The 16,269-nt window shown below is 61.7% G+C and carries 16 protein-coding genes; 9 read left to right on the top strand and 7 right to left on the bottom strand.

The genetic code is table 11. From position 1 onward, the window contains the following. Nucleotides 1-11 precede the first annotated feature (11 nt). Nucleotides 12-2,570, top strand: coding sequence for an RHS repeat-associated core domain-containing protein (locus EC919_RS06510; protein WP_133772304.1), 2,559 nt, complete (start codon nt 12-14; stop codon nt 2,568-2,570). Between the two features lie 23 nt (nt 2,571-2,593). Here the strand turns inward: EC919_RS06510 and EC919_RS06505 are convergent, their stop codons facing one another. The 3 genes from EC919_RS06505 to EC919_RS06495 all read right to left on the bottom strand — a co-directional run bounded on the left by EC919_RS06505 (nt 2,594) and on the right by EC919_RS06495 (nt 5,330). Beyond that, nucleotides 2,594-3,751 (bottom strand): phospholipase D-like domain-containing protein, encoded by a 1,158-nt coding sequence (locus EC919_RS06505; RefSeq protein WP_133772302.1) that lies wholly within the window; start codon nt 3,749-3,751, stop codon nt 2,594-2,596. 149 nt (nt 3,752-3,900) lie between these two features. Next, nucleotides 3,901-4,239: an amidase gene (locus tag EC919_RS06500; RefSeq protein WP_133772300.1), complete on the bottom strand. Its 339-nt coding sequence runs from the start codon at nt 4,237-4,239 to the stop codon at nt 3,901-3,903. Further along, on the bottom strand, nt 4,236-5,330 hold the full coding sequence (locus EC919_RS06495) for a serine hydrolase domain-containing protein (RefSeq protein ID WP_133772297.1): 1,095 nt from the start codon (nt 5,328-5,330) through the stop codon (nt 4,236-4,238). Before EC919_RS06495 ends, EC919_RS06500 begins: the two co-directional genes overlap by 4 nt. A 195-nt stretch (nt 5,331-5,525) precedes the next feature. On the opposite strand from EC919_RS06495, the gene olsB reads away from it, so the two are divergent. Together olsB and EC919_RS06485 are read left to right on the top strand one after the other, a co-directional pair. Next, on the top strand, nt 5,526-6,281 hold the full coding sequence (gene olsB / locus EC919_RS06490) for an L-ornithine N(alpha)-acyltransferase (protein WP_133772295.1): 756 nt from the start codon (nt 5,526-5,528) through the stop codon (nt 6,279-6,281). After that, on the top strand, nt 6,281-7,069 hold the full coding sequence (locus tag EC919_RS06485; RefSeq protein ID WP_133772293.1) for a lysophospholipid acyltransferase family protein: 789 nt from the start codon (nt 6,281-6,283) through the stop codon (nt 7,067-7,069). The genes olsB and EC919_RS06485 overlap by 1 nt, the downstream gene beginning before the upstream one ends. Here EC919_RS06485 and EC919_RS06480 read toward each other — a convergent pair. Further along, a complete protein-coding gene (locus EC919_RS06480) occupies nt 7,030-7,626 on the bottom strand; it encodes an ACP phosphodiesterase (protein WP_133772291.1) in 597 nt (198 codons plus the stop codon). The genes EC919_RS06485 and EC919_RS06480 overlap by 40 nt on opposite strands. Before the next feature lie 278 nt (nt 7,627-7,904). Here EC919_RS06480 and EC919_RS06475 point away from each other — a divergent pair, with 278 nt between their 5' ends. Genes EC919_RS06475 through EC919_RS06465 form a run of 3 tightly spaced genes read left to right on the top strand, consistent with a single transcriptional unit; the run spans nt 7,905 to nt 10,525 of the window. Continuing rightward, the gene (locus tag EC919_RS06475) at nt 7,905-8,213 is read left to right on the top strand and encodes an ArsR/SmtB family transcription factor (protein WP_133772289.1); all 309 of its coding nucleotides are present in this window, start codon (nt 7,905-7,907) and stop codon (nt 8,211-8,213) included. 38 nt (nt 8,214-8,251) lie between these two features. Next, on the top strand, nt 8,252-9,418 hold the full coding sequence (locus EC919_RS06470) for an MFS transporter (RefSeq protein ID WP_133772287.1): 1,167 nt from the start codon (nt 8,252-8,254) through the stop codon (nt 9,416-9,418). Nucleotides 9,419-9,475: 57 nt separating this feature from the next. Then, a complete protein-coding gene (locus EC919_RS06465; protein WP_133772285.1) occupies nt 9,476-10,525 on the top strand; it encodes an alkene reductase in 1,050 nt (349 codons plus the stop codon). A gap of 600 nt (nt 10,526-11,125) precedes the next feature. On the opposite strand, the gene EC919_RS06460 is transcribed toward EC919_RS06465, so the two are convergent. The 3 genes from EC919_RS06460 to EC919_RS06450 form a co-directional block, all read right to left on the bottom strand. Beyond that, nucleotides 11,126-11,980, bottom strand: coding sequence for an ATPase (locus EC919_RS06460; RefSeq protein WP_133772284.1), 855 nt, complete (start codon nt 11,978-11,980; stop codon nt 11,126-11,128). Between the two features lie 68 nt (nt 11,981-12,048). After that, nucleotides 12,049-13,047, bottom strand: coding sequence for an NAD-dependent epimerase/dehydratase family protein (locus EC919_RS06455; RefSeq protein ID WP_133772282.1), 999 nt, complete (start codon nt 13,045-13,047; stop codon nt 12,049-12,051). 173 nt (nt 13,048-13,220) lie between these two features. Next, nucleotides 13,221-14,120, bottom strand: a complete 900-nt coding sequence (locus EC919_RS06450; protein ID WP_133772279.1) for a LysR family transcriptional regulator ArgP — start codon at nt 14,118-14,120, stop codon at nt 13,221-13,223. A gap of 109 nt (nt 14,121-14,229) precedes the next feature. Here EC919_RS06450 and EC919_RS06445 point away from each other — a divergent pair, with 109 nt between their 5' ends. The 3 genes from EC919_RS06445 (at nt 14,230) to EC919_RS06435 (ending at nt 16,066) form a co-directional block, all read left to right on the top strand. Continuing rightward, a complete protein-coding gene (locus EC919_RS06445; protein ID WP_133772277.1) occupies nt 14,230-14,628 on the top strand; it encodes an ACT domain-containing protein in 399 nt (132 codons plus the stop codon). Nucleotides 14,629-14,664: 36 nt separating this feature from the next. Beyond that, entirely contained in the window at nt 14,665-15,267 is a 603-nt protein-coding gene (locus EC919_RS06440) for a LysE/ArgO family amino acid transporter (protein ID WP_133772275.1), read from the top strand. Nucleotides 15,268-15,469: 202 nt separating this feature from the next. Beyond that, nucleotides 15,470-16,066, top strand: coding sequence for a superoxide dismutase (locus tag EC919_RS06435; protein WP_065992213.1), 597 nt, complete (start codon nt 15,470-15,472; stop codon nt 16,064-16,066). The last annotated feature ends 203 nt before the right edge of the window (nt 16,067-16,269 follow it).

Raw genomic sequence — 16,269 nt, 5'->3', positions numbered from 1 at the left:
AAGATGATGAGGTGGACTGGATCATGAACGCTCATAAAAAATGCTCCCTGACGCTGGGTGAACAAACTTTCGACGGCCTTGGCCGCCAACTGAGCGTAGTCGTCGGAGATCGCACCACCCAGTTCGAATACAAGGAGGCGCAACTCCCTCCGAGCGCCAATGTATTACCCGACGGCAAGCGTGTGGACTTCACTTATGAGCCCACTCTCGATAATCAGATCCTCAGCATCTGTCCTGCGGGCGAGACCGCCAACACGTTCGCTTACGACGCATCCCTGGCATTGCTGAAGTCGTCCAGCGGTTCGCTGGGCGAGCAAACCATGACGTACACCGTCACCGGCCAGCCCAAAACCGATACCTGGACGGTCGACGGCAAGGAGCATGTCACCACATGGCGTTACGCTCTTGGCGGTTTGCTGTTGGGTTTTGACGATGCCGACGGCGTGACCCATGCGCAGCATTACGACACGTTTGGACGGGTTGACCAGATCACCGCCGACGGCGTGACGATCGACATAACCTACGACGAGTTCAATCGCCCGGAAACCCTTATCAGCACTGATCCAGCGTCATGCAACGTTTTGCAGCAGGCCCTGACCTATGACGGCCACGGTCGTGAGCAGACTCGTACCTTCACCATCAGCCTGAACGGTACTCTTCACAGCATGGTTCAAACCCTGGGATATAACGCCCTCGATCAGCTAACTTTCCGGCAGTGGCAAGATGGCGTGAAAGTCGGTGACGAAACCTTTGCCTACGACAACCGTGGCAGACTCATCCACTACACCGCCAACGACACGGCGGCCCCCACCGATCCGTTCGGCAACAGGGTGGTTGAACAGGTCTTCACGTTCAATGCCCTCAATGGGTACAAAGAAATCACCAGCAAGTTCGCCGACCGCAGTACGGATACCGCCACGTTCACCTACGCCGGCGATGACGATGACCCGACTCAAGTGTTGAGCATCGAGCATAGTCATTCCTCGTGGCCGAGCCACATCGATCTGACCTACGACGCCTGTGGACGGGTTCGCACGTACCGCTTACCGGCGACAGACTCCCGACCGGCCCTTGACCGCATACTGACCTGGGACGCACAGGACCGCTTGATCAAGGTCGATGATAAAACCAGTACCTGCGATTACGGCTACGCCCCCGACGGCCAGCTCACCGACCGCTTGATCAACGGCACGCTGACGCGAAGCTTCTTCAGCGGCGGTCAGGCCACCCATGAACATACTGGCGATCAGACGCTACACATAGTGGGGGATGGCGGGAGCGTATTCGCCCTGAGCAGGCTTACCGCCGGCGTGCGTCAGGGGACCACGCTGCTGGGCTGCGACGCTCAGGGCAGCGTGCGCATCGAGGCAGACAGCGCGGTGCGCACTCGCTCCTACACCGTTCATGGCGCAGAACCCCTTGATAAAGACAACAGCAACCCTTTCGGCTTCGCCGGCGAACGGCGCGAGCCCCTCACCGGCTGGTTCATCCCCAGCGGCTATCGGCCCTACGACCCGATCGTCATGGGTTTTCTTTCCCCGGACAGTGACAGCCCGTTCGGCCAGGGCGGGCTCAACCCCTATGTCTATTGCGCAGGCGATCCGGTCAACCGCATCGATCCCAGTGGTCACGGCTGGCTCACCTGGCTGGTGGCCGGCATCGGTATCGGGTTAGGAGTGGTCGGCACCATTGCCACCTTCGGTGCAGCCGCTCCGGCCTTCGCCGCCCTGGCCGCAGGCGGCATCGGCGCGCTCACTGCCACCGGCGCCGTGGCCATTGGCGCTGCCACCTTAAGCGCGGTGTCGCTGGGCACGGGGATCGCATCAACCGTGCTGGAGGCCACGAACAAGGACAGCAAGGCGGCGAGCATCCTGGGATGGGTTTCGCTCGGCACCGGGCTGGCGGAAGCAGGGCTGAGCATGGCGCCGAAGGCAGCGGCCAGGCTGCGTGCGCGCCTGGGGCGTTCGGCTGGGCGCGCAGTCCGCAAGTCAGGGCGAGGCGCTGGGTCATCTGCGCCGTCCAAGCCCCTGAACTTCGGCACATCCGTCATTCTGTATGAGCGCAAGCCACCCACGTTCAAAGCAAACGGGGATATCGATTACGTTGGCAGCCAGGACGTTGTTTTCCATAAAAACTGGCTGGATACTAAGGTGCCTGCTTTCGAGACCCATGGCGACGACTTCGGTAATCTGATGAACAGTGCAGGCCAAATGCGTCCAGCAGCTGAGGTGGCACACATGGACATCGCACCTGCCCTCCGTGACATGGGCCACCCGCAAGGCAAAGGTTTTGTCTTGCTGGCGTGCGCCGCAGGCAAGTCCGGTGCCGCTCAAAATGTTGCCAACAGTCTGAATCGAACGGTGTCGGCTTATCCCAGCAACATCACCGTCGCGCCCTTGCGGTTAATGGATTTCCTCGAGGTTGGGGATCGAGCAACGACGCTGCCCATGTCTGCAAAGTCTTGGGGAGACACAATCCGCGAATTCTTCGTAGGAGCCCGAGGGTTCAGCGCCCAGCCAGGCTATGAAGTGGCAGAAGCACGGCTTTTTAGACCCAACAATATCGTTTGAAACGTCAGGCCGAAGTGGTCGCCTCAGCCCCGCCGGTCCAGCACATTCACCACCAACCGATCCAGCCAACCCCACACCCGCTCCTGAGCCCGTCGCCACAGAGGTCTGGATTTCCAGCCCTCCAGGGTGATTTCACTGCTGACGGCAAAGTCTTTGGTGAAGCTGGCCGCCACCGCGCTGGTCAGCGCGGGGTCAATGGCTTCGAGGTTGGCTTCCAGGTTGAAGCGCAGGTTCCAGTGATCGAAGTTGCAGGAGCCGACGCTGACCCAGTCGTCGATCAGCACCATCTTCAGGTGCAAGAAGCACGGCTGGTATTCGAAGATTTTAACGCCGGCCTTGAGCAGGCGCGGGTAATAACGATGGCCGGCGTAGCGAACCGACGGATGATCGGTGCGCGGACCTGTGAGCAACAAGCGCACTTCGACGCCCCGCGAGGCGGCTCGGCGCAACGCCCGGCGGACTTTCCAGGTCGGCAGAAAATACGGCGTCGCCAGCCAGATGCGCGTCTTGCTGGTGTTCAGCGAACGCACCAGTGACTGGACGATGTCGCGATGCTGGCGGGAATCGGCATAGGCCACACGGCCCAGTCCATTCCCGCTGACGGGCGCCTTGGGCAGGCGCGGCAGACCGAAGTTTTCAGCCGGCCGCCACGCACGCCGCCGAGGGTTGGCGTGGAACTGGCGGTCGAACAGCGCTTGCCAGTCGATCACCAGCGGCCCACGGATCTCGACCATCACCTCATGCCATTCGCTGCTGTTCAGGTCCGGCCGCCAGAACTCGTCGGTGACGCCCGTCCCGCCCACCACCGCCAGCTCTTTGTCGACCAGCAGCAGTTTGCGGTGGTCGCGGTAGAGGTTGCGCAAGCCCCGCCGCCAATGCACAGGGTTGTAGAAACGCAGGATTACGCCAGCGTCGGTCAGTCGCTTGCGCAGGCTGATCGTAAACGCCGCAGCGCCGAAGCCATCGAACAGACAACGCACGATGACCCCGCGACTCGCCGCACTGATCAGCGCCTGCACGATCGCTTCGGCACAGGCGCCGGCTTCCACCAGATACAGCTCGAGCTCGATCTGCTGCTGCGCCCCTTCGATCGCGGCGATCATGCGCGGAAAAAACGCAGGGCCGTCGATCAGCAGGTTGAACTGGTTTTCTTCACGCCACGGGAAAATCGCGCCCCTCATGGGCGGCTCGCCGTGGCGATCAATAGGCGGGCTTGAGCAGCGCTTGCCGCGCGGGCAGGCGAGGATGGAATGCGAATGGACATGCAGACTCCAGAGGGTGCGATACGCAACCCTATCCGCCTGTCTGACCGCAGGCAAACTTCAACGTTCTACGGCACCGGCGATGACAACCGGCAGCCCTGGCGCGGGCCTTCCCATTGCGCTGTGCTCTCCCGGCCAAGTCCTGTCGCGGTGACGCGCTTGTTCAGGGCGTCCTCGTTTATCGTGCTGGGCAGCCACTGTTTGACGTAGCTGCGACAGTACTCCGCCGGGTTGTTCATGACGAAACGGCACGAGCAATACTCCTTGGCCGTGTAGGCGCTGATGATGCTGGGGAATACCTGCAGCTGTACGCGCCAGTTCCAGATCAGGCCAGCGACGATCAGCACCACCACGATGCCGAAACTGCTGAACGGGCGGCGTAGGATGAATGCTTTGCGAGCGATCATTTGCCACCCTCCCCGGCCACCGCATTCAGCGCCAGCTTGAGCAGTTGGTTGTGGTCATAGCTGCCGTCGCGATCGTCGGCGTAACGAACGATCACCAGTCCTGCGCTGGGGATCACGTACAGCGCCTGCCCCCAATGGCCGAGGGCCGCAAAGGTGTCGGGCGGTGCGTCGGGCCACGGGCCGGGCTTGCCGTCGGCGGTTTTGTTCAGCCACCAGTGACCGCCGGGGGCTTCATCGATCGGGGTCGGGGTCAGGGATTTGAACGGCGTCAGGTTGAAATCAACCCAGGCCTTGGGCAGCAATTGCCGGTCCTGCCAGCGCCCGCCGCGCGCCATCAACAGGCCGATGCGCGCCAGGTCGCGGGCCGTCATGTACGCATAGGACGACCCGACGAAAGTGCCGATGGCATCGCGCTCCCAGGTGGCGCTGGTGATGCCCAGCGGGTCGAACAACGCAGTCCAGGGGTAATCCGCGTAAGACCTCTCACCGACCATGCCTTTCAGCGCAGCAGCGAGAACGGTGCTGTCGCCACTGGAATAGCGATACGAGGTGCCCGGCGCACTGGCGACGCCGTGCTCGGCGGTGAACCGCGCCATGTCTCCACGGCCTCGGGTGTAAAGCATCGCCACGACAGAGGAGTTGAGCGGCGCGTATTCGTAGTCTTCCTGCCAGTCCAGTCCTGAAGCCCAGTGCAGCAGGTCCTGAAGCTTGATGTCGGGATGCGCGCTGAACGGCGGGTAGAACCGGGAGACGGGGTCTTCAAGCTTGAAACGGCCTTCACCCAACGCGACGCCCAGCACGCTCGCCAGAATGCTTTTGCTGATCGACCAGGTCAGGTGCGAGGTGTCTGCCCGGGTCACGCCGCCATAGCGTTCATACACCACTTCGCCATCGTGAATGATCAGCAGCGCGTCTGTGCGCACGCCCTTGCGTTCGACCTCGTCGCGGGGCGGGAAGGCATAAGTCTCAAGGGCGGTGACCGCTTCGTTTCGACCGATCGGCCTCTCCGACCAGTCCGGCGCAGGCCAGGTTTCGGCGGCAGCGGAACAGATGATGAGCAACAGCAGGAAGGCGAATAGCAGACGGCTCATGGAAGAGTCTCGGGCTCGGATGCAGGCAAACGTAGCAGCGAATAATGACAGCCCATTGAACACAACCCCCTGTCACGCAACCATCACCAAAGTTTAATGGTCGTGACACGGCCTCTCCCTAGCCTGAATTCGTACAGCAATGCTCGAACAATCAGTCGACCCGCCTGGACGAAGGCGGGATTACGGAGATGCCGCATGACTCAGATCGCCAGCATTCGAGACACCCGAACCGAACGTCGCCTGCAGGCAGAACGCCTGATCGGTGAGAAGGCCCTGCAGGAAGCACAGGCTTTGCGCTTCAGTGTGTTCAGTGGCGAATTCAACGCCAGGCTCAAGGGCGCCGAGCTGGGCCTGGACATCGATGATTACGACGTTCACTGCATGCACATCGGCGTGCGAGACCTCAGCAGCGGTCGTCTGGTCGCCACCACCCGCTTGCTGGACCACAAGGCCGCCAGCACCCTGGGCAAATTCTACAGCGAAGAAGAATTCAGCCTGCACGGCCTGCGTCATTTGCAGGGCCCTATCCTGGAACTGGGTCGGACCTGCGTTGATCCGTCCTACCGCAACGGCGGCACCATCGCCGTGTTGTGGAGCGAACTGGCCGAGATCCTCAACGAAGGCGCCTACAGCTACCTGATGGGCTGCGCCAGCATCCCGATGCAGGACGGCGGCATTCAGGCCCACGCGATCATGCAACGCCTGCGCGAACGTTATCTGTGCACCGAGCACCTGCGCGCCGAACCGAAGAATCCGCTGCCGACACTGGACCTGCCCAACAACGTGATCTGCGAGATGCCGCCGCTGCTCAAGGCCTACATGCGCCTCGGCGCGAAGATCTGCGGCGAACCGTGCTGGGACGAGGATTTCCAAGTCGCCGATGTCTTCATCCTGCTTAAACGCGACGAGCTGTGCCCTCGCTACGCCCGCCACTTCAAGGCAGCGGTGTGATGAGCAACTGGCGCAGTCATGCGCGCGTGGTGCGGGTGCTGTGGGTCATTGCGCTGGGCCTGAGCATCGCCGGCACCTTTGCCCTGATGGAACGCCTGCGCATCGGCAATTCCATGGCCCGGCGTCAGCGCTGGACCGCCTGGTTCATGGCGCGCCTGAGTGGGGCGCTGCCGTTTCGCGTGAAAGTCAGCGGCAAGCTGCCAAGCGAGCCGATGTTGTGGGTGAGCAATCATGTGTCATGGACCGACATTCCGTTGCTGGGGATGCTGGCGCCACTGTCGTTCCTGTCCAAGGCCGAAGTGCGCACCTGGCCGGTGGCGGGCTGGCTGGCCTTGAAAGCCGGAACGTTGTTCATCCGCCGGGGCTCGGGCGACAGCAAGCTGATTCAGAAACAGATGGGCCAGCACTTGCTCGGCAAGCATTCGCTGGTGCTCTTCCCGGAAGGCACCACCACTGACGGCCGCAGCTTGCGCACCTTCCATGGCCGCCTGTTGTCGAGCGCGATTGAAACCGGCGTGCCGGTGCAGCCGGTTGCCATTCAATATGTGCGGGACGGCCAGCCGGATCAGATCGCGCCCTTCATTGGCGACGACGACCTGCTCTCGCACCTGCGTCGACTGTTTGCCAATGAGGTGAGTGAGGTGCACATCCAGCTGCTCTCGCCGATCGCTTCCCAGGGCAAAGAACGCGCAGCGCTGGCGTTCGAAGCGCAGCAGGCGGTGCAGGTCGCGCTGTTCGGCGAGGCGGTTCAACCGGCAATGGTACGTTCCGCCGCCAAAGCCGCTTGAGCAAACGCCTGAAGCTCAGGGTAAAACGCGCTGAAGTCGTCACTCAACGGTCGATACAGCGCGTGCAACTCTTGATTGACCCCGGCCAACCCTTCCGGCCGTGACAGGCGTCGCGAGATGCCGGCCAGTGCATCGCCCACCACCGAAAACTCGCGGTACGAACCCAGCCAGTCTTGCGCCGCCATGCGCGGTGCAATGAGCGCCAGACGCTCCGGCAACTCAGGCTGCTCGGCCAGCACGCGGTAAACCTTGCGGGTGAAGGTATCCAGCGGCTCGTCGGAATACACGTGCCAGTCCCGTGCCAGGCAATGGTCGAAAAACACATCCAGTGCGATGCCGGCGTAGCGCCGACGGCCATCGGGAAAGCGCCCCAGTGCCTGCTTGATCAGCGGGTGCGAATCGGTGAATGCATCAATGCGTCGATGCAGACGAATCGCGCTTTCGATGTCCGCCGGGAAACGCCCGGGCAGCAGCCCTTTGACGAAGTCGCCGTACAGGCTGCCCAGCAATTGCGCCGAGGTCTGCCCGCCGAGGTGCAGGTGTGCGAGGTAATTCATGGTGCTTGCCTATCGCTGCGAGCCTTATTTCTGCGCCTGATCCCGCCGAATGTGCGGGGACTCATTCGCAATGACGCTCGTACAGTCGCCACATTCATTGCGCGTGTAAAGCGGGATTGCCGGTGAAGGCTCCACCAATACAATAGGCCAGACTCATATCGTTATAACCCGATATAACGATTCGGCCTCTGCTAAGCACCTAATCATATTTGTATATCGCGATTTATAGATATAAGGTTCGCCCCATCGCGATACAGCGCACCTGCACTGAGAACGACATGCCTACTGACATCGATATCGACGAAATCATCAAAGCCCTCGCCCACCCGGTTCGCCGGCAGATTCTGGACTGGCTCAAAGACCCGGTCACGATGTTCCCCGACCAGCGTCACACGATCGATGGTGGTGTGTGTGCCGGCCAGATCGACCAACGCGCCGGTCTGTCGCAGTCGACCGTTTCCGCCCATCTGGCCACGCTGCAACGGGCCGGTCTGATCACCAACCAGAAACACGGCCAGTGGCATTTTTTCAAGCGCAACGAAGACGTCATTCAGGCGTTCGTGCAGCAACTGGCGCAGCGGCTCTGAGCCCTGCGCCACACACCCGCCTTTTCAGGAGACGCAACGTGCCCCTTTCTCTACTCATTCTGGCCCTGAGCGCCTTTGCCATCGGGACGACCGAGTTCGTCATCATGGGCCTGCTCCCCGACGTCGCCAGCGACCTGGGCGTCAGTATTCCCGGCGCCGGCTGGCTGGTGACTGGCTACGCCCTGGGCGTTGCAATCGGCGCGCCGTTCATGGCGATGGCCACCGCCAAACTGCCGCGCAAAGGCGCATTGGTGACGTTGATGGGCATTTTCATCATCGGCAACCTGCTCTGCGCTGTGGCGGCTGACTACAACATCCTGATGTTCGCCCGTGTGGTCACGGCGCTGTGCCACGGCGCGTTCTTCGGCATCGGTTCGGTGGTGGCGGCAGGCCTGGTCCCGGCCAATCGCCGCGCGTCGGCCGTTGCACTGATGTTCACCGGTCTGACCCTGGCCAACGTACTCGGCGTCCCGCTGGGCACCGCACTGGGACAACAAGCCGGCTGGCGCTCGACCTTCTTCGCGGTCACGGTGATTGGCGTCATCGCGTTCATCGGCCTGATTCGCTTCCTGCCGAGCAAACGCGATGAAGAGAAACTCGACATGCGCGCCGAACTGGCTGCGCTCAAAGGCGTGGGCATCTGGCTGTCGCTGAGCATGACCGCGCTGTTTGCCGCCTCCGTGTTCGCGCTGTTCACCTACGTCGCGCCACTGTTGGGCGAAGTTACCGGCGTCTCGCCTTTGGGCGTGACCTGGACGCTGATGCTGATCGGGCTCGGTCTGACCCTGGGCAACATCATCGGCGGCAAACTCGCCGACCGCCGACTGGCCGCCACGCTGATCGGCGTGTTCATCGCCATGGCGGTGATCTCCACGGTGTTGAGCTGGACCAGCACGGCGCTGATTCCGGCGGAGATCACCCTGTTTCTCTGGGCCACCGCCGCGTTCGCCGCCGTGCCTGCCCTGCAGATCAACGTGGTGACCTTTGGCAAGGCCGCGCCCAATCTGGTGTCCACCCTGAACATCGGCGCCTTCAACGTCGGCAATGCGCTGGGCGCCTGGGTCGGTGGCAGCGTCATCGCCCATGGTTTTGGCCTGACCACCGTGCCGCTGGCAGCCGGGGTACTCGCGGTGCTGGCGCTGCTGGTCACGCTGATCAACTTCCGTCAGCGCAACGATGTCGAAATGGCCCCTGTGACGAACTGATTCCCGAATTTGAAACCTGCGGATCCACCTCTTACCGATTGCACTGAGGATTTCACGATGACCACGATTTTTGACCCGATCAAGATGGGTGACCTGGAACTGGCCAACCGCATCATCATGGCGCCGCTGACCCGCTGCCGCGCCGACGAAGGCCGCGTACCCAATGCGATGATGGCCGAGTATTACGTTCAGCGCGCCTCGGCAGGCCTGATCATCAGCGAAGCCACTTCGGTCATGCCGATGGGCGTGGGTTACCCCGACACCCCGGGCATCTGGTCCAACGATCAAGTGCGCGGCTGGGCCAACATCACCAAAGCCGTGCACGCAGCCGGCGGCAAGATCGTGCTGCAACTGTGGCACGTGGGTCGCGTTTCCCATCCGACCTACCTGAACGGCGAAACACCCGTCGCGCCGAGCGCCATCCAGCCAAAAGGCCACGTGAGCCTGGTGCGTCCGCTGTCTGACTTCGTCACCCCGCGCGCGCTGGAACTGGCGGAAATCGAAGAAATCGTCGACGCCTACCGCGTCGGTGCCGAGAACGCCAAGGCTGCCGGCTTTGACGGCGTAGAGATCCACGGCGCCAACGGTTACCTGCTCGACCAGTTCCTGCAAACCAGCACCAACACCCGCACCGATGCCTACGGTGGTTCGCTGGAAAACCGCGCACGTCTGCTGCTGGAAGTGACCGACGCCGCCATTGAAGTCTGGGGCGCTGGCCGCGTCGGCGTGCACCTGGCGCCCCGCGCTGACGCGCACGACATGGGCGACGCCAACCCGGCAGAGACCTTCACCTACGTCGCCCGCGAACTCGGCAAACGCGGCATCGCCTTCATCTGCGCCCGCGAACGTGAACTCGACGACAGCCTCGGCCCGCGCCTGAAAGAAGCCTTCGGTGGGGTGTTCATCGCCAACGAGAAATTCACCAAGAACAGCGCCAACGAGTGGCTGGCGAGCGGCAAGGCGGATGCCGTGGCGTTTGGCGTGCCGTTCATTGCCAACCCTGACCTGCCTGCGCGGCTGGCCAAGGATGCTCCGCTGAACGAGCCTCACCCTGAAACCTTCTACGCCAAAGGCCCCGAAGGCTATCTGGACTATCCGACGCTGTAAGCAGAAAGGACGCGGAGCGTCACGGGATGCATTCCCACGCAGAGCGGGGGAACGATCAGCATGCATGTCCGCGGGGAGCGTTGGAGCGATCAGCAAGCCCGTAGGAGCCGGCTTGCTGGCGAACGCAGCGTGTCAGTCGACATCCTCGAACCTGACTCACCGAGTTCGCCAGCAAGCCGGCTCCTACAGCGGTATCGCGTGCAGTCAGTGAGCCCCGTACAACTAGTAGGACCGGCTTCAGCCGGGAAGCTTTTGATCTGCTTGTGATCAGCTTGTGATCTTCCTGCGCAAAAAGCCCAGTCACCCCCAAACGCGACTTGGGTGCAGGCTGAACGCAGGTTTCGCGCAGTGGGCCGAGCCGCATGGATGCGGCGAGAGCGCCGTCAGGACAGGGATGTCCGTTCGGCGCGGGCCCACGGAGCGAGACCGGAGTGAAGGAACCCGACGAAGTCGGGCCCAACCAGGAGCAAGCACCCTTGGTTACTTGGGGTGCTTTTCCAAGTAACTCGCCGAAGGCGAAACCGGCGGCCGTTAGGGCGCCACTCTCTCGGCATCACTACAAATAAAGGATATACACGCCGTCAACAGGCAATAGACGTACTACTGCCCCCGCGCATTGATCTGCTGCGACAACGTCTGAATCTGGCTTTGCAACGTGTTGATCGTCCGCGTCATCTGCGCACGAAACGCATCGAACTCCTGCAGACTCGCCCCCGACGAAGCAGCCGCCGGACGATTCTCCAACTCGCTCTTCACCACTACCATATCCTGCTCAAGCTGCTCGATCGCCTGACTGCCGTTCGCCTTCTTCAGGTTCGCCACATCCGCCGTCAAACCCTTCAACTGCGTCTCCAGCCGCTCCTGCTCAGCTTGCGCCGACTTGCCATCCGGCATCGCCGCCTTCAACGCCGCCAGCTCAGTCGCTACCGCCTTCAATTGATCCTGCAACTGCTGGTTGACCGCCTGCTGCTGGGCACTCTGCGTACTGATCTGCTCCAGCCGCTTGTCCAGACCGCCCTGCAAACCCGCCACACCCTGCTGCTGCTTGCTCTGATCCGCCAACTGATCCTGCAACTGCTTGATCTGCGCCTTCAACGCCTCGCTGCTGCTCGCCATCGACTCGGTCGCCACCACCTTGCCGGAAATATCCTGCAAGCGTCCCGCCGCCTCCTCGCTGATCCGCGCGAAGCTTTCCTGGGTCGCCACCAACTGCTGCTCCATCAAAGAGACCTGCTGAAAACTCCACCAGCCCAGGCCGCAAAACGCGATAAACAACACAACGATCAGTGTCCACAACGCGCCGGTACCGGGCGCCTTCACCTTTACCACCGGCGTATCGCGCGAATACACGGTCGTGCGCTCGCGGGCACCCGGGGGCGGCAGAAAATCATCGTCATCGTCTTTGGCGCTGAGGCTCGGGACGTCATCGACGTCGTCATAGGGATCTTTGCGCATGGGTTTACCTTTGAAAAAAACCGCTGAATCTGAATGGCTCGCAGTATAACCACGGATGTTGACGCCTTTTACAACGCTCCGCCGTGCTGGGCTTTCCACCAACCGCAGAACTCGTCAAGGGCGGTCCACACACTGACATCGGGCTGATAGTCGAGATAATGCCTGGCGCGATTGATATCAAGCGTGAAATCGCGGCTCATCACCTGCATCCCGATGCGCGACAGCGTCGGTTCAGGTTGCCCCGGCCAGATCAGGCACGCCGCCTCGTTCAAGGCAGCAGCGGTGTACGCCAGGCCATAGGACCGATAACGCCTGACCGGCGGCAATTCCATCTGGCGCATGACGTAATTGACCACGTCCCAGAGGGGAACCGGGGCGCCATTACTGATGTTGTAAGCCTTGCCCAGCGCCGCCCCTGCTGCCAGCAGACTGCTGAGCAGCGCTTCATTGAGGTTTTGGATGCTAGTGAAATCGACCTTGTTCAGGCCGTTGCCGATGATCGACAGGCGCTTCTTCTGCTGCATCTGCAACAGTCGCGGGAAAATGCTGGTGTCACCCGCCCCCGTCACAAAACGCGGGCGCAAGGCGATGACTTCCAGACCGAACTCTTCGGCACCAAACACCTTTTGCTCGGCCATATATTTGGTCGCGGCATAGTGATTGCCGAAGCGCTTGGGGACTTGCTCCTCACGGATATCGAGGTGCGATCGGCCATCGAAATAGATCGACGGCGACGACAGGTGCACCAGCCGCCGGACCCTTTGTTTCAGGCAGGCTTCGACGACGTTTTCGGTGACCTGAACGTTGCCCTGATGGAAGTCCTGGCGTCGTCCCCACGTCCCCACCGCTCCCGCGCAATGGACCACCGCTTCGACGTCGTCACACAGCGCGTGAACAAGCTCCGGATCGCAAAGGTCGCCCTGAATGAACTCCGCGCCGCGCCGTACCAGATGCTCGACACCCTCGGCGCGGCGGCCGTTGACCCGGACGCTCAAGCCTTGCTCCAGCGCGAAACGCGCGAAGCGTCCGCCGATGAAGCCGCCTGCGCCGGTGACCAGAATTTTCATTGCCTGCTCCGTTTAATCGTCTTTCATCTGTAATCGCCACGGCTCTTTTTGCGAACGATCGTGTGTGGGCGCGCTACTCGCGAAGGCAATTCGCCAGACGCAGCTGGGCTAAATGACCCGACGCCATCGCGGGCAAGCGCGCTCCTACAGTGTGTAGCGTCGACTACTGACGTTCACTTGGCGTCCAACGGCACCAGCCATTGCCCCGCTTTTTTTGCCAGATGGTCCGTCAGCTCCGTCAGCAACCGACCGCCATTACGCCAATGATGCCAGTACAACGGCACATCAATGCAGTGGTCGGCCAGCAACTCGACCAACTGACCGCTCGCCAATTGCCCACGGACCTGCAGTTCCGGCACCAGTCCCCAGCCCATTCCGGCTTCGACCATGCGCGTGAACCCTTCGGACGACGGACATAAATGATGCTCGAAACCGCCTTCCACACCCAGCGAAGCGAGGTAGCGATGCTGCAGAAAATCATCCGGACCGAAGACCAGTGCAGGCGATCGGGCCACCGCTTGGGGCGTAACGCCTTGTGGGAAATGCCGATCAATAAAGTCAGGACTGGCCAACGCCCGGTAGCGCATGGCGCCGAGCACTAAGCTGCGCGCCCCCGCCACAGGCCGCTCACTGCCGCACAGGCAGGCGGCTACTTCACCAGCGCGCATGCGTTTGAGGCCGACATCCTGATCCTCGACCACCAGATCAGTGAGTAATTGATGCTCGGCACAGAAGTCCCCGACCGCGAGGGCCCACCAGGTCGCCAGGCTGTCGGCATTCAGCGCGATGCGCAGACGTTCGGGCATGCCGCCTTCGTCCAGGGCGGGCACTACGCTTTGCAGGTCACGCTCCAGCAAACGCACCTGCTGAACATGGTTGAGCAACCGCCGACCGATCTCTGTCGGCGTGGGCGGCGTCGCCCGGACCAGCACTGGCTGGCCGACCCGCGCTTCCAACAGCTTGATACGTTGGGACACCGCGGATTGTGACAGGCCGAGTACCTGAGCGGCACGCTCGAAGCCGGCTTGCTCGATCACCGCCGCCAGCGCGGAAAGCAACTTGTAGTCAAACATCAGTTTTCCTAATGGGTGATGAGCTTTATTGGTTTTTCTTATACCTCCTGTCGACCGACAATCGCCACCACTGATTCACGGCACACACTCAATGGACGGCGAACTCTCAATGACTGGCGAAACCTCCCTCAGCGCCTTGCGGCGCAGCATGGACCCCGAACTGAACGACGGAGATTACGTGTTCTGCACCGTGGCTGACGGCAGCCACGTGCAGGGCGTTGAGGTGATCGGCAGCTTCCGGGAGCGCGAAGGCCTGACCGTTATCCTCGAACGCAGACAGGCCCAGCAGCTGGGCCTGGACTGCGATTACGTCATGGCCTGGATCACCCTGACCGTTCACTCCTCACTCGCGGCCGTCGGGTTGACCGCCGCGTTCGCCAGCGCGCTGGGCCAGGCGGGCATCAGTTGCAACGTAGTCGCGGGCTTTTACCACGACCACCTTTTCGTGGGTAAGGACGACGCGCAGAAGGCCATGACCACCTTGCGCGCACTGGCCGCGAATGCCTGATCCCGCCCATTCATGAACTGATCGAGGCTCGACATCATGTGGCAAAGCTACCTCAACGGCCTGCTGGTTTCCCTTGGCCTGATCATGGCCATCGGCACCCAGAACGCCTACGTGCTGGCGCAAAGTCTGCGTCGCGAACACCACCTTTCCGTGGCCTTGCTGTGCATCGTGTGCGATGCCGTATTGGTGGCGGCCGGTGTGTTCGGGCTGGCCAATGTGCTGGCCCACAACCCCACGCTTCTGGCGGTGGCGCGCTGGGGCGGCGTGGTGTTTCTGCTGTGGTACGGCGCCATGGCTCTGCGCCGCGCGTTGTCGCCGCAGAGTCTCGCCGAGGGCGACAGCGACGGCCAGCGCTCACGCCGCGCGGTATTGCTGACCGCCCTGGCGGTGACCCTGCTGAACCCGCACGTTTATCTCGATACGGTGCTGCTGATTGGCTCGCTCGGCGCGCAACAAGCGGTGCCCGGCGCCTATGTGGCCGGGGCAGCCAGCGCTTCGGTGTTGTGGTTTTCGACGTTGGCGATCGGCGCCGCCTGGCTGGCCCCGTGGCTCGCGCGCCCGGCCACCTGGCGCCTGCTGGACCTGATGGTCGCGGTGATGATGTTCAGCGTCGCGGTGCAATTGATCAGAACGGCGTGAACATCGGTCTGGCCAACGCGCATTTCAGTGCAACGCTCTGGAACCTCTATCCCCTACAGTTGTTGCGTGGTTAAGGTCAGGGGCCGGTGCTATGATCCAGCCCCTGCGCTGCAAAGAGTACAAACTCGCCAGCGTAAGTTCTGTCTGGCCGCCCGTGATCGGCCTTGCGCAAACCGCAACTGACCTGATTAGGAGAATTACCATGGCTTTTGAATTGCCTCCGCTGCCGTACGCACATGATGCTCTGGCACCGCACATCTCCAAGGAAACTCTGGAATACCACCACGACAAGCACCACAACACCTATGTCGTGAACCTGAACAACCTGGTGCCAGGCACCGAGTTCGAAGGCAAGACTCTGGAAGAAATCGTCAAGACGTCCTCGGGCGGTATCTTCAACAACGCCGCTCAAGTCTGGAACCACACGTTCTACTGGAACTGCCTGGCGCCAAACGCCGGCGGCCAACCGACTGGAGCCCTGGCTGACGCGATCAACGCAGCCTTCGGCTCGTTCGACAAGTTCAAGGAAGAATTCAGCAAGACGTCCATCGGCACCTTCGGCTCCGGCTGGGGCTGGCTGGTGAAGAAAGCCGACGGCTCCCTGGCCCTGGCCAGCACCATCGGCGCCGGCAACCCGATCACCAGCGGCGACACCCCGCTGCTGACCTGCGACGTCTGGGAACACGCTTACTACATCGACTACCGTAACCTGCGTCCGAAGTACGTCGAGGCGTTCTGGAACCTGGTCAACTGGAAGTTCGTTGCCGAGCAGTTCGAAGGCAAAAGCTTCACCGCTTGATGAATGCTTGAATGCTCGAATAAAAAAGCCCGGCACGTCCGGGTTTTTTTTCGCCTTCTGTTTGTCGTTTATGTATTGTCTGGAAGCGATAGCCGACTAATATCAAATTCCGTGCTGATTCAAACGGCTGGGCTCAAGTTTTCCCCGCGTACGACCGACAATGTACGGATAGCCTGAGTGGCATGCCTATGAACTGTTTTCCC

This window comes from Pseudomonas graminis (assembly GCF_004364335.1).
Lineage (GTDB): Bacteria > Pseudomonadota > Gammaproteobacteria > Pseudomonadales > Pseudomonadaceae > Aquipseudomonas > Aquipseudomonas graminis_D.
Note: the sequence above shows the minus strand (reverse complement) of the source record. Positions and strands in the feature narration are given on the sequence as shown.

What these genes read in the sequence shown, in the direction of transcription:
- EC919_RS06505 (WP_133772302.1), bottom strand. Translation starts at nt 3,751, where the DNA reads ATGAGGGGCGCGATTTTCCCGTGGCGTGAAGAAAACCAGTTCAACCTG.
- EC919_RS06500 (WP_133772300.1), bottom strand. Translation starts at nt 4,239, where the DNA reads ATGATCGCTCGCAAAGCATTCATCCTACGCCGCCCGTTCAGCAGTTTC.
- EC919_RS06495 (WP_133772297.1), bottom strand. Translation starts at nt 5,330, where the DNA reads ATGAGCCGTCTGCTATTCGCCTTCCTGCTGTTGCTCATCATCTGTTCC.
- olsB (WP_133772295.1), top strand. Translation starts at nt 5,526, where the DNA reads ATGACTCAGATCGCCAGCATTCGAGACACCCGAACCGAACGTCGCCTG.
- EC919_RS06485 (WP_133772293.1), top strand. Translation starts at nt 6,281, where the DNA reads ATGAGCAACTGGCGCAGTCATGCGCGCGTGGTGCGGGTGCTGTGGGTC.
- EC919_RS06480 (WP_133772291.1), bottom strand. Translation starts at nt 7,626, where the DNA reads ATGAATTACCTCGCACACCTGCACCTCGGCGGGCAGACCTCGGCGCAA.
- EC919_RS06475 (WP_133772289.1), top strand. Translation starts at nt 7,905, where the DNA reads ATGCCTACTGACATCGATATCGACGAAATCATCAAAGCCCTCGCCCAC.
- EC919_RS06465 (WP_133772285.1), top strand. Translation starts at nt 9,476, where the DNA reads ATGACCACGATTTTTGACCCGATCAAGATGGGTGACCTGGAACTGGCC.
- EC919_RS06460 (WP_133772284.1), bottom strand. Translation starts at nt 11,980, where the DNA reads ATGCGCAAAGATCCCTATGACGACGTCGATGACGTCCCGAGCCTCAGC.
- EC919_RS06455 (WP_133772282.1), bottom strand. Translation starts at nt 13,047, where the DNA reads ATGAAAATTCTGGTCACCGGCGCAGGCGGCTTCATCGGCGGACGCTTC.
- EC919_RS06450 (WP_133772279.1), bottom strand. Translation starts at nt 14,120, where the DNA reads ATGTTTGACTACAAGTTGCTTTCCGCGCTGGCGGCGGTGATCGAGCAA.
- EC919_RS06445 (WP_133772277.1), top strand. Translation starts at nt 14,230, where the DNA reads ATGACTGGCGAAACCTCCCTCAGCGCCTTGCGGCGCAGCATGGACCCC.
- EC919_RS06440 (WP_133772275.1), top strand. Translation starts at nt 14,665, where the DNA reads ATGTGGCAAAGCTACCTCAACGGCCTGCTGGTTTCCCTTGGCCTGATC.
- EC919_RS06435 (WP_065992213.1), top strand. Translation starts at nt 15,470, where the DNA reads ATGGCTTTTGAATTGCCTCCGCTGCCGTACGCACATGATGCTCTGGCA.